Annotated in this window: 15 protein-coding genes and 1 pseudogene; all 16 read left to right on the top strand. The window is 44.4% G+C overall.

The window, feature by feature from the left end:
• The first annotated feature begins 247 nt into the window (after window positions 1-247).
• Window positions 248-1,462 (top strand): pyridoxal phosphate-dependent aminotransferase, encoded by a 1,215-nt coding sequence (locus STRDD04_RS07020; protein ID WP_062200632.1) that lies wholly within the window; start codon window positions 248-250, stop codon window positions 1,460-1,462.
• Between the two features lie 256 nt (window positions 1,463-1,718).
• Window positions 1,719-2,507, top strand: coding sequence for a GTP-sensing pleiotropic transcriptional regulator CodY (codY, locus tag STRDD04_RS07015; protein ID WP_062200631.1), 789 nt, complete (start codon window positions 1,719-1,721; stop codon window positions 2,505-2,507).
• Complete coding sequence (locus STRDD04_RS07010; RefSeq protein ID WP_062200629.1) at window positions 2,507-3,064, top strand: cysteine hydrolase family protein; 558 nt, start codon at window positions 2,507-2,509, stop codon at window positions 3,062-3,064. The genes codY and STRDD04_RS07010 overlap by 1 nt, the downstream gene beginning before the upstream one ends.
• 310 nt (window positions 3,065-3,374) lie before the next feature.
• Window positions 3,375-5,111 (top strand): aspartate--tRNA ligase, encoded by a 1,737-nt coding sequence (gene aspS, locus STRDD04_RS07005; RefSeq protein ID WP_062200628.1) that lies wholly within the window; start codon window positions 3,375-3,377, stop codon window positions 5,109-5,111.
• 203 nt (window positions 5,112-5,314) lie between these two features.
• On the top strand, window positions 5,315-5,617 hold the full coding sequence (gene gatC / locus STRDD04_RS07000) for an Asp-tRNA(Asn)/Glu-tRNA(Gln) amidotransferase subunit GatC (protein ID WP_002896305.1): 303 nt from the start codon (window positions 5,315-5,317) through the stop codon (window positions 5,615-5,617).
• On the top strand, window positions 5,617-7,083 hold the full coding sequence (gene gatA, locus STRDD04_RS06995) for an Asp-tRNA(Asn)/Glu-tRNA(Gln) amidotransferase subunit GatA (RefSeq protein ID WP_062200626.1): 1,467 nt from the start codon (window positions 5,617-5,619) through the stop codon (window positions 7,081-7,083). The genes gatC and gatA overlap by 1 nt, the downstream gene beginning before the upstream one ends.
• Window positions 7,083-8,516: an Asp-tRNA(Asn)/Glu-tRNA(Gln) amidotransferase subunit GatB gene (gene gatB, locus STRDD04_RS06990; RefSeq protein ID WP_002917617.1), complete on the top strand. Its 1,434-nt coding sequence runs from the start codon at window positions 7,083-7,085 to the stop codon at window positions 8,514-8,516. Before gatA ends, gatB begins: the two co-directional genes overlap by 1 nt.
• A gap of 273 nt (window positions 8,517-8,789) precedes the next feature.
• The gene (locus tag STRDD04_RS06985) at window positions 8,790-9,662 is read left to right on the top strand and encodes a mechanosensitive ion channel family protein (protein ID WP_062200624.1); all 873 of its coding nucleotides are present in this window, start codon (window positions 8,790-8,792) and stop codon (window positions 9,660-9,662) included.
• Window positions 9,663-9,674: 12 nt separating this feature from the next.
• Window positions 9,675-10,289, top strand: coding sequence for a DUF4352 domain-containing protein (locus STRDD04_RS06980; protein ID WP_062200622.1), 615 nt, complete (start codon window positions 9,675-9,677; stop codon window positions 10,287-10,289).
• Between the two features lie 122 nt (window positions 10,290-10,411).
• Window positions 10,412-11,311: a helix-turn-helix transcriptional regulator gene (locus STRDD04_RS06975; protein ID WP_062200620.1), complete on the top strand. Its 900-nt coding sequence runs from the start codon at window positions 10,412-10,414 to the stop codon at window positions 11,309-11,311.
• 60 nt (window positions 11,312-11,371) lie between these two features.
• Complete coding sequence (locus STRDD04_RS06970; protein WP_062200618.1) at window positions 11,372-11,986, top strand: GyrI-like domain-containing protein; 615 nt, start codon at window positions 11,372-11,374, stop codon at window positions 11,984-11,986.
• Between the two features lie 12 nt (window positions 11,987-11,998).
• Window positions 11,999-12,550 (top strand): ClbS/DfsB family four-helix bundle protein, encoded by a 552-nt coding sequence (locus STRDD04_RS06965; RefSeq protein ID WP_062200616.1) that lies wholly within the window; start codon window positions 11,999-12,001, stop codon window positions 12,548-12,550.
• Between the two features lie 192 nt (window positions 12,551-12,742).
• Entirely contained in the window at window positions 12,743-13,777 is a 1,035-nt protein-coding gene (gene hrcA / locus STRDD04_RS06960; RefSeq protein ID WP_062200614.1) for a heat-inducible transcriptional repressor HrcA, read from the top strand.
• Window positions 13,778-13,815: 38 nt separating this feature from the next.
• Entirely contained in the window at window positions 13,816-14,340 is a 525-nt protein-coding gene (gene grpE / locus STRDD04_RS06955; RefSeq protein WP_062200613.1) for a nucleotide exchange factor GrpE, read from the top strand.
• 380 nt (window positions 14,341-14,720) lie between these two features.
• On the top strand, window positions 14,721-16,544 hold the full coding sequence (gene dnaK, locus STRDD04_RS06950; RefSeq protein WP_062200611.1) for a molecular chaperone DnaK: 1,824 nt from the start codon (window positions 14,721-14,723) through the stop codon (window positions 16,542-16,544).
• Between the two features lie 304 nt (window positions 16,545-16,848).
• Window positions 16,849-16,967, top strand: a pseudogene (locus STRDD04_RS11505) (DJ-1/PfpI family protein); the annotation flags it as partial.

The raw sequence follows: 16,967 nt of genomic DNA, 5'->3' as shown, positions 1-16,967 counted from the left end.
AATAACTAAGGTTTTAAAAAACATTTACATCAGAAAAGAGGTTTTTTGTAAACTAAAGTGCTATCCCCTCAAAATGTCGAAATCTATCTATCTATTTCAGAAAAGGCATGAAAAGTTTTTCTTGCTACAAAGAGCGTAAACAATAATATAGGGAAAGGAGCACAAAAAATGACCTCTTTTTAATTTGTTGTCAATCTTTTTTTCTGGTGGTATAATAAAACCATTCAGATGAATTGAGGAAAATAGGATGAAAGAATTTAACAAGTCCAGCAAACTGGAGCATGTAGCCTATGATATTCGTGGGCCAGTTTTGGAAGAAGCTATGCGGATGCGGGCTAATGGAGAGAAGATTCTCCGCCTCAACACAGGGAATCCGGCTGAGTTTGGCTTTACCGCACCAGATGAAGTCATCCATGACTTGATTATGAATGCACGTGATAGTGAGGGCTATTCCGACTCCAAGGGGATTTTTTCAGCCCGCAAGGCTATTATGCAGTATTGCCAGCTCAAGAAGTTTCCTAGGGTCAATATTGATGATATCTATCTTGGAAATGGTGTCAGTGAGCTGATTGTCATGTCCATGCAAGGACTCTTGGATGATGGTGACGAGGTACTGGTGCCGATGCCGGACTATCCGCTCTGGACGGCGGCTGTCAGTCTGGCTGGCGGAAATGCTGTTCACTATGTCTGTGATGAGCAGGCAGAATGGTACCCAGATATTGATGACATCAAGTCAAAAATCACGTCCAATACTAAAGCCATCATTATTATCAATCCTAACAATCCAACGGGAGCGCTTTATCCTAAGGATCTCTTGCTGGAGATTGTGGAAATTGCTCGCCAAAATAATCTCATTATCTTTGCGGACGAAATCTACGACCGCATGGTGATGGATGGGCATGTCCATACGCCAGTGGCTAGTCTGGCTCCTGACCTTTTCTGTGTCAGCATGAACGGTCTTTCCAAATCCCACCGAATCGCAGGTTTCCGGGTCGGCTGGATGGTCCTATCGGGTCCCAAGCAGCATGTCAAGGGCTATATCGAAGGGCTCAATATGCTTTCTAATATGCGCCTGTGCTCCAATGTCTTGGCTCAACAAGTTGTCCAAACCTCGCTCGGTGGTCATCAATCTGTGGACGAATTGCTGCTTCCTGGTGGACGGATTTATGAGCAGCGCAACTTCATATATCAGGCTATTCAGGATATTCCGGGTTTGTCGGCTGTTAAGCCTAAAGCCGGTCTCTATATTTTCCCGAAAATTGACCGAAACATGTACCGCATCGATGATGATGAGCAGTTTGTGCTGGACTTTCTTAAGCAGGAAAAAGTTCTTCTTGTTCATGGTCGAGGCTTTAACTGGCATGAGCCCGATCATTTTCGGATTGTCTATTTACCGCGGGTGGATGAGCTAGCTCAAATCCAAGAAAAAATGACGCGCTTCTTGCGCCAATATCGCCGTTAAATCTTTATTTGCAACAGCTCTCAGGAGCTGTTTTTTGATGAAAATTTTAGCTAATTTTTTATCTATTTTTGTTTTAAAAAGATTGGAAAGGTTCGACACTTTTCGTTATAAAATAAGCTATATCAAATTAAAAGGGTTCAAAATGAACCATTAGTTGAATTGTAGATAATTGTTCTTCAATACACAATTTTCAGATAATTATTGAAATTTTAGTGATTTCATGCTATAATTAGAAAATCAAATACGAGGTAAATGTATGGCAAACCTATTAGAAAAAACTAGGAAAATTACTTCTATCTTGAAACGTTCAGAAGAGCAGCTTCAAGAGGAACTTCCTTATAATGCAATCACTCGCCAGCTTGCTGATATTATTCATTGCAATGCCTGTATCATTAACAGTAAGGGCCGTCTTCTAGGCTATTTTATGCGCTATAAGACCAATAATGACCGTGTGGAAGCTTTTTTCCAGGATAAGAATTTCCCGGAAGGCTATGTCCAAGAAGCGAACATGGTTTATGAGACAGAGGCCAATCTGCCTGTCACGCATGATTTGACCATTTTTCCAGTGGAAACCAAGGATGAATTTCCAGATGGGCTGACCACGATCGCGCCGATTCATGTTTCAGGGATTCGCTTGGGCTCGCTGATTATCTGGCGTAATGATAAAGAATTTTTGGATGACGACCTGATTCTGGTCGAGATTGCCAGCACAGTGGTCGGGATTCAGCTGCTTAACTTCCAGCGGGAAGAGGATGAGAAGAACATCCGCCGTCGGACAGCTGTGACCATGGCGGTTAATACCCTATCTTACTCAGAGCTAAGAGCTGTTTCAGCTATTTTAGGCGAACTCAATGGCAATGAAGGTCAGCTGACGGCTTCTGTTATTGCGGATCGTATCGGGATTACCCGTTCAGTGATTGTCAATGCTCTGCGCAAATTAGAAAGCGCTGGGATTATTGAAAGCCGCTCGCTGGGAATGAAAGGGACTTATCTGAAAGTGCTGATTCCAGATGTCTTTGATGAAATTAAAAAGAGGGACTACTAATGGCAAAAGCGCTGATTTCAATTGATTATACGGTTGATTTTGTCGCAGAGGAGGGCAAGTTGACAGCAGGAGCGCCGGCTCAGGCGATTTCTGAAGCTATTTCCCAAGTAACCGAGGCGGCATTTGATCGAGGCGACTATATCTTCTTTGCTATTGATGCCCATGATGAGAATGATGCCTTTCACCCAGAAAGTAAGCTTTTTCCGCCCCACAATATCAAGGGAACGAGCGGTCGCAATCTTTATGGCCCCTTGGCGGATTTTTATGACAAGCATCAAGCGGACTCTCGAGTCTTTTGGATGGATAAGCGCCATTATTCTGCTTTTTCTGGTACGGACTTAGATATTCGTCTGCGGGAGAGAAAGGTAGACACGATCATTTTGACAGGAGTCTTGACGGATATTTGCGTCCTACATACGGCAATCGATGCCTATAATCTGGGTTATCAGATCCAAGTGGTAGAGCCGGCAGTGGCTTCTCTGTCAGAGGAAAATCACAAATTTGCCTTAAACCACTTGCAAAATGTTTTAGGTTCGACTATAATAAATACAATTTAAGAGTAAAAGAGAAGCAGAGTAGGCTTGCTGACTTGTACAGAGAGTGCTGATAGCTGAGAGCAGCACCAAGGAAGCAAAAACCGAAGAACATGTTTCGTAATCTTTTGTGTGATCAAGCACAAACGTCGCTCACGTTACGAGCGCAGAGGCTGCCTTTTAAGGCGGCGAATAACAGTGGTACCACGGCTTTCGTCTGTTTCATAGACGGAAGCTTTTTGTTTTGCAAAATGAAAAGTGGAGATACTGGAAGAAAGTTGCCAATATGCTCAAGGACAGGGTAGCTTGCAAATGGATTTGAAGGGGAAAGAATATGAAAGAAATTTTTATCGGAAACTATGGTTTAGAGCAGGTCGGACAGACCATGACCGCAACTGGCTGGGTGGCCAATATCCGCAATCACGGCAAACTAGCCTTTATTGAATTGCGGGACCGCGAGGGCTTGCTTCAGGTCTTCGTTGGCGGTGAGATTGAAGATTTTGCTAAGCTGGAAGACATTGGCAAAGAGGATGTCATTGCAGTGACAGGGCAAGTGGTTCAGCGTGAAGAGCGCTTTGTCAACAAGGCTATCAAGTCTGGTCAGGTTGAGCTTCGAGCTGAAAAGATTGAAGTCATTGCTAGCAGCAAGGCTCTGCCTTTTGAGCTGGATCAACATGCCCATACTGGCGAAGACCTGCGTCAGAAATACCGTTACCTAGACTTGCGGCGTGAGAAGATGACACATAACCTAAAGCTTCGTCATCAGGTCACTTCAACCATTCGGGAATATTTAAACGGTTTGGACTTTTTGGAAGTGGAGACGCCTTATCTGACTAAGTCGACACCTGAAGGGGCCAGAGATTTTTTAGTTCCTAGTCGGGTCTTTAAAAATCAATTCTACGCGCTGCCACAGAGCCCACAGATGCTCAAGCAGTTGCTGATGGGAGCTGGCCTCGAACGCTATTATCAGATTGTTCGTTGCTTCCGTGACGAAGATTTGCGGGGCGATCGTCAGCCGGAGTTCACTCAGGTGGACTTGGAGCTGAGTTTTGCCAGCGAGGAAGAAATCCGAGCTCTGGTTGAAGCCATGCTCAAGGCTGTTGTCAAGAAAACTCATGGTTTAGAGCTGACGGAAGATTTTCCAACTATCAGCTATGAAGAGGCTATGAGCCGCTTCGGCTCTGATAAGCCAGATACACGCTTTGGTTTAGAGCTGAAGAGTTTGACGGATTTGTGCCAGTCCAATGACTCGCTTCTCATCAAGAAAGCCTTGGATAGCCAAGAGGAAGTGATGGGAATCTGTGTGCCAGATGCAGCTAGTGCTTTTAGCAAGAAACAGCTGAGTCATTTTTATCAAGAAATGAAGGAATTTGGCTGCAGTCGTTTGGCCAGTCTCAAGGTTGAAGATAGCCAGTTGGTTGGTGATTTGGCTAGCACCTTTGAAACTGAAAGTCAGGAGTTGCTGGCACGTTTTGAGGCCAAAGATGGAGATCTCATCCTGCTAGTCATGGCCAAGAAGCGTCGAGCTCAGGAAGCTTTGGGACATCTGCGTATAGAAGTCGCAAAAGCTTTGGATTTGATTGACCCGAGTTTGCTTCATTTCCTCTGGGTTGTGGACTGGCCGTTGCTGGAGTGGAATGAAGACCAAAACCGCTATCAAGCCATGCACCATCCTTTCACACAGGGCATTTTTGAAGAAGGACAGGAGCCAGGCCAATTCCGCAGCCAGGCTTACGACATCGTCTTAAATGGCTATGAGATTGGCGGAGGGAGTCTGCGGATTCATGATCGGAAAGCTCAGGAAGCGATGTTTGAGCTATTGGGCATGAGCCGGGAAGACTATGAACGGGACTTTGGTTTCTTCCTAGAAGCTTTGGAATATGGCTTCCCACCACATGGTGGCTTGGCTCTAGGCTTGGATCGCTTGGTTATGATTTTGGCTGGGGAAGAAAATATCCGCCAAGTCATCGCTTTTCCAAAAAATGGTACTGGCTTTGATCCTATGCTGGAAAGTCCAAGTTTGGTGGACCAAAGACAGCTCAAAGAACTGCATTTGGAATTGAAGAATTAGCCTGAAATATGGTAAAATGAAATGATGCGAATTCCTGAAGAATAGCAGGAAGAAGCTGAAGAAAGGAGCTAGCGGATGGCAAATAAATGAGCGTCCCTGGCTTGTCAAAGTAAAGGTGAGCTGAAGCTCTGGAAATAAAAAAATCATCTCAAATTCTTATTTTCAGTCGCTAAAGCTCACATATCTTATGAAAGGAATCAGAGATGAAGATTACTCAAGAAGAAGTAAGTCACGTTGCTAAGCTGTCAAAACTGGCTTTTTCACCAGAAGAAACAGCTGAATTTGCGACGACCTTAACCAAGATTGTCGACATGGTCGAATTGCTCAATGAAGTGGACACGGAGGGGGTGCCTTTCACTTCTAATGTAGCTGCCAATATCAACTATATGCGAGAAGATGTGGCTCAGCCGGGCTGGAACCGGGAAGAGCTTTTCCAAAATGTACCTGAAAAAGAGCGGGGCTACATCAAAGTGCCTGCCATCCTAGATGACGGAGGAGATGCCTAATGACTTTTAATCACAAGACCATTGAAGAACTGCATGACTTGCTGGTCAAGAAAGAAATTTCTGCGGTAGAGTTAACTCAGGCAACTTTGGCAGACATCAAAGAACGGGAAGCAGCTGTGGACAGCTTTATTACTGTCAGCGAAGAGGAAGCTTTGGCTCAGGCTGCGGCTCTGGATGCTAAGGGTATTGATGCTGACAATCTTATGAGCGGAATTCCTCTGGCGGTTAAGGACAATATCTCAACCAAAGGAATCTTGACAACGGCTGCCTCCAAGATACTCTACAATTACAAGCCAATTTTTGATGCGACCAGTGTAGAGAAGCTCTACGGTAAGGACATGATTATCGTTGGGAAGACCAACATGGACGAGTTCGCCATGGGGGGATCCAGCGAAAACTCTTACTTTAAGACGACTAAGAATGCTTGGGACAGCAGCAAGGTTCCCGGTGGATCATCTGGTGGTTCAGCGACAGCTGTTGCCTCTGGTCAGGTTCGTCTGTCACTGGGTTCAGATACGGGTGGTTCCATTCGTCAGCCGGCTTCCTTTAACGGTGTAGTTGGTCTCAAGCCAACCTACGGCCGGGTTTCTCGTTTTGGTCTCATTGCTTTTGGTTCTTCTTTAGACCAGATTGGACCGTTCTCTCAGACAGTTAAGGAAAATGCTCAGCTTCTGAATGTTATTGCTGGCAATGACCCTAAAGATTCTACATCATCACAAGAGGCAGTGCCAGACTTTACCAGCAAGATTGGCCAAGACATCAAGGGCATGAAGATTGCCCTGCCTAAGGAATACATGGGTGAGGGAATTGACAGCAAGGTCAAGGAAACGATTTTAGCAGCAGCGAAGCACTTGGAAAGCCTGGGAGCTATCGTTGAAGAAGTCAGCCTGCCTCACAGCAAGTACGGCGTGGCTGTTTACTATATCATTGCTTCCTCTGAGGCTAGCTCTAACCTGCAGCGTTTTGACGGTATTCGCTATGGCTACCGCGCAGAAGGCATTGAAAATCTGGAAGATGTTTATGTCAAATCCCGCAGTGAAGGCTTTGGTGAAGAGGTCAAACGCCGGATTATGCTGGGAACGTTCAGCTTGTCATCCGGCTATTACGACGCTTACTTCAAGAAAGCTGGTCAGGTTCGGACCTTGATCATGCAGGATTTTGCTAAAGTTTTTGAAAAATACGATTTAATCTTAGGCCCAACTGCACCAACGGTAGCTTATGACTTGGGCAGTCAAAACCAAGACCCAGTGGCTATGTATCTGGCTGACCTTTTGACCATTCCGGTCAATCTGGCTGGCCTGCCGGGCATTTCAATCCCAGCTGGCTTTGCAGATGGTCTTCCTGTCGGCTTGCAGCTGATTGGTAACCATTTCGATGAGGCGACCATCTATCAGGCAGCCGCAGCATTTGAAGCGACGACTGACTACCACAAACAGCAGCCACTTATCTTTGGAGGTGAAAAATAATGAACTTTGAAACAGTTATCGGACTGGAAGTCCACGTTGAATTGAAGACCAATTCAAAAATTTTCTCACCAGCACCAGCTCACTTTGGTGAAGATCCAAATGCCAACACCAATATCATTGACTGGTCCTTCCCAGGTGTACTGCCTGTTATGAACAAGGGTGTTATTGACTATGGTATCAAGGCTGCTCTGGCTTTGAACATGGACATTCACCAGAAGATGCACTTTGACCGCAAGAACTACTTCTATCCAGACAATCCAAAAGCTTATCAAATTTCTCAGTTTGATGAGCCAATTGGCTACAATGGCTGGATTGAGATTGAGCTAGAAGACGGTACGACCAAGAAAATCCGTATCGAGCGGGCCCACTTGGAAGAAGATGCTGGAAAGAATACCCACGGCAGCGATGGCTACTCTTATGTGGACCTCAACCGCCAAGGGGTGCCGCTGATTGAGATTGTCTCTGAAGCGGATATGCGCAGTCCGGAAGAAGCTTATGCTTACCTGACAGCTCTCAAGGAAATCATCCAGTACACTGGCATTTCGGATGTCAAGATGGAAGAGGGCTCCATGCGGGTAGATGCTAATATTTCCATCCGTCCTTACGGTCAGGAAGAGTTTGGTACCAAGACTGAGCTGAAAAACCTTAACTCCTTCAACTTTGTCCGTAAGGGTCTGGCATTTGAGGAAAAACGCCAAGCAGAAATCCTACGCAGTGGCGGTCAAATCCGTCAGGAAACCCGTCGTTATGATGAAGCGACTGGCGAAACTCTGCTCATGCGGGTTAAGGAAGGTTCAGCGGACTACCGTTACTTCCCAGAGCCTGATCTACCTATCTTTGAGATCGAGGATGCTTGGATTGAGCAAGTACGCAGCAGCCTGCCAGCCTTTCCAAAAGAACGCCGTGCCAAATATGTGGGCGACTACGGTCTGTCTGACTACGATGCCAAGCAGCTGACAGCTACGAAGGCTGTGTCAGACTTCTTTGAAGCTGCTGTTGCTGCAGGTGGTGACGCTAAGGCTGTCTCTAACTGGCTCCAAGGGGAAGTGGCGCAATACCTCAATGCAGAAGGTAAGACCATCTCTGAGATTGAGCTGACGCCTGAGAATCTGACTGAGATGATTGCTTTGATTGCAGACGGTACGATTTCCTCTAAGATTGCTAAGAAGGTCTTTGTTCATCTGGCTAAAAATGGTGGCTCTGCTAAGGAATATGTACAAAAAGCAGGCCTGATTCAAATCTCAGACCCTGCCCAGCTTCTTCCTATTATCCAAGAAGTATTTGCCAACAATGAAAAAGCTATCAATGACTATAAGGGCGGCAACAAGAATGCGGCTAAGTCCCTGATCGGTCAGCTCATGAAGGCCACCAAGGGCCAAGCCAACCCGCAAGTAGCACAAAAACTGCTCAATGAAGAGTTGGAAAAACTTTAGAAATAAGTGAAAACCAGTCGTAAGGCTGGTTTTTTCTGAAGAGGAAGGTTGGGTTTTGATTTTATCTTATGTGGGAAAGGTTGTTTTCTTCATTCAAATGATAAAATTGTTTTAAAAGTTTATTGTTAGGGAGTATTGTACCTATGTATTAAAGCATAGATAGGAGAAGTAAGAATAAATGGAATAATGAGGTAAGAAAACTAAGGAACATCCTATTTCGGCAGAAAAATTTCTTTATGGTATAATGGTACTATCATTACGAGGAGGTGGGCTATGACTAAAACCGGCAATGTATTTACCCGATACTTCCAGCAGTTTGATTGGTCCGGTATTTTAGATGAAATATTCTCGAAGTTAGTTTCTTTAGTATTTTTAATTTTACTTTTTTATATTGCAAAGAAATCACTTCATCTTTTGGTAGCTAAGATTATTGCGCCATCTTTGAAATTATCTCGGCAGGATGAGGCTCGACAAAAGACTATTACGCGCCTGATTGAGAATCTGCTGAATTATGCGCTTTATTTTCTTTTGTTTTATTGGATTTTATCGATTTTGGGTATGCCAGTCTCGAGTCTTTTAGCTGGGGCAGGAATTGCCGGCGTAGCGATTGGGATGGGGGCCCAAGGCTTTCTGTCTGATCTGGTCAATGGCTTCTTTATTCTGCTAGAGCGACAGTTGGATGTGGGAGACAATGTCCGCTTGACCAACGGTGCTATCAAGATTGCCGGAACAGTCGTCAGCGTTGGGATTCGGACCACGCAGGTTCGCGATGCGGACGGTACACTTCACTTTGTGCCCAACCGAAATATCACCGTCGTCAGCAATCTTTCTCGTGGCGATATGCGGGTTCTAATTGATATTCCCATCTATGCAGAGACTGATTTGGATGAGATTTATCGGATTATTGCGAATGTGAATGAGGAAGCTATGCCAGAGCATCCAGAAATTCTGAAAGAACCTGATATTCTAGGACCGCAGATGGCTGCGAGTGGCCAGTTTAATTTTCGGGTCAGCCTAGTGGTGGAAGGCGGCATGCAGACCAGTATCTACCACATTTTTTACAGACTTTATCATGAGGCACTGTTAAAAGAAGGAGTGGCTCTGCCGACATTGGCTCCAGTTACAGGAAGTGGTTCAAAAGTTTAGGAGAGAAGAGTGATGAATGAAAATGAAAAACAAGGGATTATAGTGGATGGAAAGGGCTTGATTTACCAGTTAAAGAAGCCGCTTCATAAACAGGCTCTGTTCTGGACGACCTTGATATTGGGAATCGTGCTTTTCCTCATGACCATATTTTGTGCGGTCTTGTTCCTTATAACGCTAGGGCTAACTGTTGAAAACGAAGAATTACGAGCAAAACAGAGCCATGATTATAGCTACTCGGCTGAATATAAGTCTTATCGATTGGGAGAGGCGGTTGAATTTCCTGAAGGACTCAAGATTACAGTAAACTCTGTCCGCTTGGATAAGGATCGCACTTTGGGTGATGAATCAACAGGAAGTGCTGTTGTCGCCTCAGTGACGGTAGAAAACACGTCTAGCCGACAAATCCTGCTTAGTCCGTATTCATTTAGCTTATATGATCGGGATGATGAGGTTTATATTTTAGATGGCTCCACTTTTGATAACACACAAATCGGCACCAATCTAACCGCAGGAAAAACCATCACATTTGATTTAATATTTGACGGAGAAGATGGCGATGCAGGTCCTTATTCACTCGTATATGAGAATGTGAAATGGTCAAAAGAAAAGTCAAGTCAAGCAGTGTGAAATGATTTTAAGATAGTTTAATTAAGAGGCATCGTGGCATTTCAGAATAGTCACGATGCTTTTTTGTAAACATGACATCGCATGGCAAGTATTGTATAATAGGTAGAGGAGATGGAGTGACCATGCAGAATAATAGACTATTTCGGATATTGTACTACATTTTGGAGAGAGAAAAAGTGACTGCAACGGAGCTGGCTGAGAAATTTGAGGTCTCGGTCCGGACCATTTATCGGGATGTAGATTCTCTAAGCAGCGCGGGGATTCCGATTTACACCACGCAAGGAAAGGGTGGCGGTATAGAAATCGCAGAGGACTATGTCTTGCGGAAGTCCTTGCTGACAGCGGAGGAGAAAGAGCAAATCATGGCGGCTCTGCAAGGTCTGAATAGCACCAGTCAGCTTTACCAGAGTGACCTTCTCACAAAACTTTCGGCGCTTTTTCAAGTTAAAAATCCCAATTGGATTGAAGTTGATTTTAATCACTGGCAAAATGATAAAGTGTATGAAGAAACCTTTCATCAATTAAAAACTGCGATTCTAGGCAAGCACCTTGTTTCTTTTTCTTACTTTGCTAGTGATGAGCAGGAAACAAGTCGTCGTGTCAAGCCTGTGCGCTTGTTGTTTAAAAGTCAGAATTGGTATCTTTATGCTTTCTGCCTCTTGCGACAGGAATTCAGGTATTTTAAGTTATCTCGACTGAAAAATCTGGAGCGGCTGGAGGGAAGGTTTGAGGACAGCTTTGAAGATGTCGTCTTGGAAAAAGAACTGACCTATGAAAATACGATTGAGTTAGCAGTCAAGTTTGATCGCAAAGTAGCTTTCAGAGTTTATGACGAAATAAGTGGAGACATTCGGACAGATGCGGAAGGAAATCTGTACACAGAAATAGAAATTCCCGACGACCATCGTCTATATAGTTACATCCTTTCCTTTGGAGACGCTGTGGAGGTCTTAGAGCCGCCCGAAATCCGAGTGAAAATGAAAGAAATGATTCATAAGCTAGCAGAAAAATATAAAACTTGACATAGGGTGTCAGGTATCTTTTTGTATACTAATAGTAAGAAGAGAACAGGAGGCAGCAAGATGAAATATGAATGGAGAAAGAGTGAAAAAGCTCTTTATGGAGCCAAGCAAAAGCCAGAGCTGGTAGAGGTGCCGAGTCAACGGTTCATTTTGATTGAAGGAGAGGGCGACCCCAATGAAGCGGATTTCTCTGAGCGGGTATCTGCCCTTTGTTCGCTGGCCTATTCGATTAAAATGCTCTTTAAATCCATGATGAAAGATGAGGCGGAGGACGAGGTGACGGATTTTACGGTCCATCCTTTGGAAGGTATCTGGGAAAAAGCTACTGGGGAAGGCTTCGATAAAAGTCAGCTTCGCTATCAGCTCATGATTCAGCAGCCCACTGTCATCACTCAGGACATTTTTGCAGTGGCGCTTGAGAATGTCCGCAAGAAAAAGCCCAATCCCCTCTACGATGCCATCCGTTTACAGAGCTTTCCAGAGGAGCGGGCTATTCAGGTCTTACACATAGGAAGTTATGACAGTGAGCCTGCCTCTTTTGAGAAAATGGACGAGCTAGCAATCAGCTTGGGACTGGAGAGATGCGACCAAGTTCACAGAGAGATTTACTTAAGCAACCAAAATAGGACACCAGAAGAAAAGTTGAAAACTATCTTAAGGTATGCTGTCAGATAGGAGGAATGTAACATGCCGAGACCTGCAACAAAAAACGATTTGCTGGCTGCAGCTACAGAAAATCTCGAAAAACTCAATCTGCTTATTTCGAACATGACAGCGGACGAGTTGGCGAGGCCCTTTGATTTTTCAAAGGATGAGAAAAAGAAAGAAGCCCACTGGAAGCGCGATCGGAACTTGAGGGATATCTTAATCCATCTTTATGAGTGGCACCAACTGCTGCTAAACTGGGTAGAGGCCAATCAAAGAGGAGAAGAGAAGTCCTTCCTGCCTGCTCCCTACAATTGGAGAACCTATGGTGATATGAATGTCGCATTTTGGGAAAAGCACCAGCAGACCTCTCTTGAGGAGGCAAGTTCTTTGCTGGCTAGTTCACATAGAGCTGTCCTAGACCTAGCCGCAACCTTTACGAATGAAGAATTATTTTCTAAAGGAGTTTATAAATGGACGGGCGGAACGACCTTGGGCTCCTATTTTGTCAGCGCAACATCCAGTCACTATGATTGGGCTATGAAAAAGCTTAAAGCTCATCAAAAGAATTGTAAAAGGAATCCTGTCCAATAAAGTTTTCTAGGACTTGAGACTGATTTTTAGCACTCTTGCAAAAAGAGTGCTAATTTTTTGAGTTTTTGTCTTGACTTTCATTTTCAAGAGTGTATAATAGAATCATGGTTTAGCACTCGAGGCATTAGAGTGCTAAATATGAAAAATAAAATCTTGCCAGTGGCTGGAATTTTCTAAAGAGAGGTGAGGTTCTTGGTAACAGAGCGCCAAAATGAGATTTTAAATCTAATCATTGATATCTTTACCAAGACGCAGGAGCCTGTCGGCTCTAAAACCTTGCAAGAGTCTATCCAGTCCTCAAGTGCCACCATCCGTAATGACATGGCGGCCTTGGAAAAGGAAGGTCTGCTGGAAAAGGCCCACACATCGAGTGGCCGTAAGCCCAGTGTCGCTGGTTTCCAGTATTTCGTCCGGCATTCCTTGGCCTTTGATCAGCTGGCGGAAAATGAGCTCTACGAGGTCGTAAAGGCCTTCGACCAAGAGTTCTTCAAGCTGGAAGATATCCTGCAGCGGGCGGCGGATGTCTTAGCCGAGCTGAGTGCTTGCACGGTTGTAGCTCTGGATGTCGAGCCTAGTCGGCAGCGCCTGACAGCTTTTGACATCGTCGTGCTCAGCCAGCATGCAGCCTTAGCTGTCTTTACGCTGGATGAGTCTAATACCCTGACCAGTCAGTTCATGATTCCTAGGAATTTTCTCCAAGAAGACCTACTGCGCTTGAGGGATATGATCCAGGAGCGCTTTCTAGGACAAACGGTTTTGGATATCCACTACAAGATTCGGACGGAAATTCCGCAGATTATCCAGCGCTACTTTACCACGACGGACAATGTCCTCGATCTCTTTGAGCATATTTTTGCTCAGATGTTTGTGGAGAAAGTGGCCCTTGCTGGTAAGGTTCAGCTGTTGCGCTTTGCGGATCTTAAGACTTATCAGTTCTTTGATGACCGGCAGAAGGTCGCCTTCGAAATTCGTGATAGTTTGGCCGAGAATCAGATGCAAAATGTCCGAGTCGCTGATAGTCAAGAGGATAGTCTGGCTAATCTAACTTTGATTTCCAGCAAATTCCTGATTCCCTATCGGGGCTTTGGGATGTTAGCAGTGGTCGGTCCGGTCAATCTGGATTACCAGAAGGTAGTCAGTCAACTCAATGTTGTCAATCGAGTCCTAACTATGAAACTCACAGATTTCTATCGGTATTTGAGTAGCAATCATTATGAGGTGAGTTAAAAATGAAATTACATAAATTCCTAAAAAGGAGGCGAAAAATGTCTGAGGAAATAAAAAACGAAGAAGTAAAAGAAGAGGAAGTGGTAGAAACCGCTGAAGAAGTTGCAGAAACTGCTCCTGAAAAATCAGAATTAGAGCTAGCTAATGAGCGGGCAGAAGATTTTGAAAATAAATATCTCCGTGCTCATGCAGAAATGCAAAACATTCAGCGTCGAGCCAACGAAGAGCGTCAACTCTTGCAACGCTATCGTAGCCAAGATTTAGGGAAAGCTATCTTACCTTCTTTGGATAACTTAGAGCGTGCGCTTGCCGTTGAAGGCTTGACAGACGATGTCAAAAAAGGTCTAGAAATGGTACAAGAAAGCTTGATTCATGCCCTTAAAGAAGAAGGAATTGAAGAAATCGCAGCGGACGGAGCATTTGACCATAACTATCACATGGCCATCCAAACCGTTCCAGCAGATGACGAGCATCCAGCAGATACCATCGCACAAGTCTTCCAAAAAGGCTACAAACTCCATGACCGCATCCTAAGACCAGCAATGGTAGTAGTTTATAACTAGGAGGTAAGTCAGAAATCTGTGATTTCGTTGACGCACCCCCGCAAGGGTGATTAGGCTGGTCACGAGCGTTTGCGAAGTGAACTGCCAACCAGCTATTGCGTATAATTTCGACTTCTCGTGTCGTAACATAAAAAATAAGAACCTTGTCCGAAATGACAATAAACTATGAATGAATGATAAACAATGGTTCAGCTTTACCAATAGTGAGCGAAGCGAACCGAAGGCGATACTCTTCGCCGTGGCGCTATTTGCGCAAACTTTGAGACTTTAGGCTCAAAGTTTAGTCAAAGAGATTGACGAAGCCAAGCTCTGACGGTGTCGCCACTTAAGAAGAGTATCAAAAAGAAAAAAAGAAGATAAATTTTAAGGAGAAAAAACACATGTCTAAAATTATCGGTATTGACTTAGGTACAACAAACTCAGCAGTTGCAGTTCTTGAAGGAACTGAAAGCAAAATCATCGCAAATCCAGAAGGAAACCGCACAACTCCGTCTGTAGTGTCATTCAAAAATGGTGAAATCATCGTTGGTGATGCTGCAAAACGCCAAGCAGTGACAAACCCAGATACAGTGATCTCTATCAAATCTAAGATGGGTACTTCTGAAAAAGTTTCTGCAAACGGTAAAGAATACACTCCACAAGAAATCTCAGCTATGATCCTTCAATACTTGAAAGGTTATGCTGAAGAATACCTTGGTGAAAAAGTAAGCAAAGCGGTTATCACTGTGCCAGCTTACTTTAACGATGCACAACGTCAAGCGACCAAAGACGCTGGTAAAATCGCTGGTCTTGAAGTAGAACGGATTGTCAACGAACCAACAGCTGCAGCTCTTGCTTACGGTTTGGACAAGACTGAAAAAGAAGAAAAAATCTTGGTATTCGACCTTGGTGGTGGTACATTTGACGTCTCTATCCTTGAATTGGGTGATGGTGTCTTCGACGTATTAGCAACTGCAGGGGACAACAAACTCGGTGGTGACGACTTTGACCAAAAGATTATCGACCACTTGGTAGCAGAATTCAAGAAAGAAAATGGTATCGACTTGTCAGCTGACAAGATGGCTGTGCAACGTTTGAAAGATGCAGCTGAAAAAGCTAAGAAAGACCTTTCAGGTGTGACTTCAACACAAATCAGCTTGCCATTTATCACTGCGGGTGCTGCTGGACCTCTTCACTTGGAAATGACTTTGACTCGTGCGAAATTCGATGATTTGACTCGCGACCTTGTAGAGCGTACGAAGATTCCAGTTCGTCGTGCCCTTTCTGATGCAGGTTTGAGCTTGTCAGAAATCGACGAAGTGATTCTTGTTGGTGGTTCAACTCGTATCCCAGCCGTTGTAGAAGCAGTTAAGGCTGAAACTGGTAAAGAACCAAACAAATCAGTGAACCCTGATGAAGTAGTTGCTATGGGTGCTGCGATCCAAGGTGGTGTCATCACTGGTGATGTCAAAGACGTTGTCCTTCTTGATGTAACACCATTGTCACTTGGTATCGAAACAATGGGTGGCGTCTTCACAAAACTCATCGACCGCAATACAACGATTCCAACATCTAAATCTCAAGTCTTCTCAACTGCAGCAGACAACCAACCAGCCGTTGATATCCACGTTCTTCAAGGTGAACGCCCAATGGCAGCGGACAACAAGACTCTTGGACGTTTCCAATTGACAGACATCCCAGCTGCACCTCGTGGAATTCCTCAAATCGAAGTAACATTTGACATCGACAAGAACGGTATCGTGTCTGTTAAGGCCAAAGACCTTGGAACTCAAAAAGAACAAACAATTGTCATCCAATCGAACTCAGGTTTGACAGACGAAGAAATTGACCGCATGATGAAAGATGCAGAAGCAAATGCTGAAGCAGATAAGAAACGTAAGGAAGAAGTAGACCTTCGTAACGAAGTGGACCAAGCTATCTTTGCGACTGAAAAGACAATCAAGGAAACTGAAGGCAAAGGCTTTGATGCAGAACGTGATGCTGCCCAAGCTGCCCTTGATGAGCTTAAGAAAGCGCAAGAAGACAATAACTTGGACGACATGAAGGCGAAATTGGAAGCTCTCAACGAAAAAGCTCAAGCATTGGCAGTGAAACTCTACGAACAAGCCGCTGCAGCCCAACAAGCTCAAGCAGGAGCAGAAGGCGCACAAGCAACAGGAAACGCAGGCGATGACGTCGTAGACGGAGAGTTTACGGAGAAGTAAGATGTTGAGGCGTTAAGAAAACGAAAGAAAAATAGGAAGCCATCGCCTTGTGCGATGCACAAAAGATGGCTTATCTTTTTTCTGAAGTTTTTAGCCGAAACTCAATTCAGCTTAACTCGTTAAGAATGACTACTCACTAAAGTGATTGCCATTCTACGGCAATCGCTATGGCGACTTGCCTAAACGCCTTACTAGTTCAAAAACAAAGTATAACCGACTTTGTTTTTGAACGTCGTAATGATAGGAAGAAATCCAGAGGTTGCAGCCCAGCCTCTGTTTTTCGGTAAACTAGAGGGAAATGCTTATGAAGAAAGTACTCTGTTTAATTTATCCTAATTTTTCGCTTTATGAAGTAATAGGTTTGACCAGTACTTTAGCTCTATCTTTGGGTGTTGAGATTGATTATGCGGGCTCAGATAGAAG

Source organism: Streptococcus sp. DD04 (assembly GCF_001578725.1).
GTDB lineage: Bacteria > Bacillota > Bacilli > Lactobacillales > Streptococcaceae > Streptococcus > Streptococcus sinensis.
The sequence above is the reverse complement of the archived record's forward strand: the minus strand, read 5'-3'. Positions and strand labels throughout refer to the sequence as shown.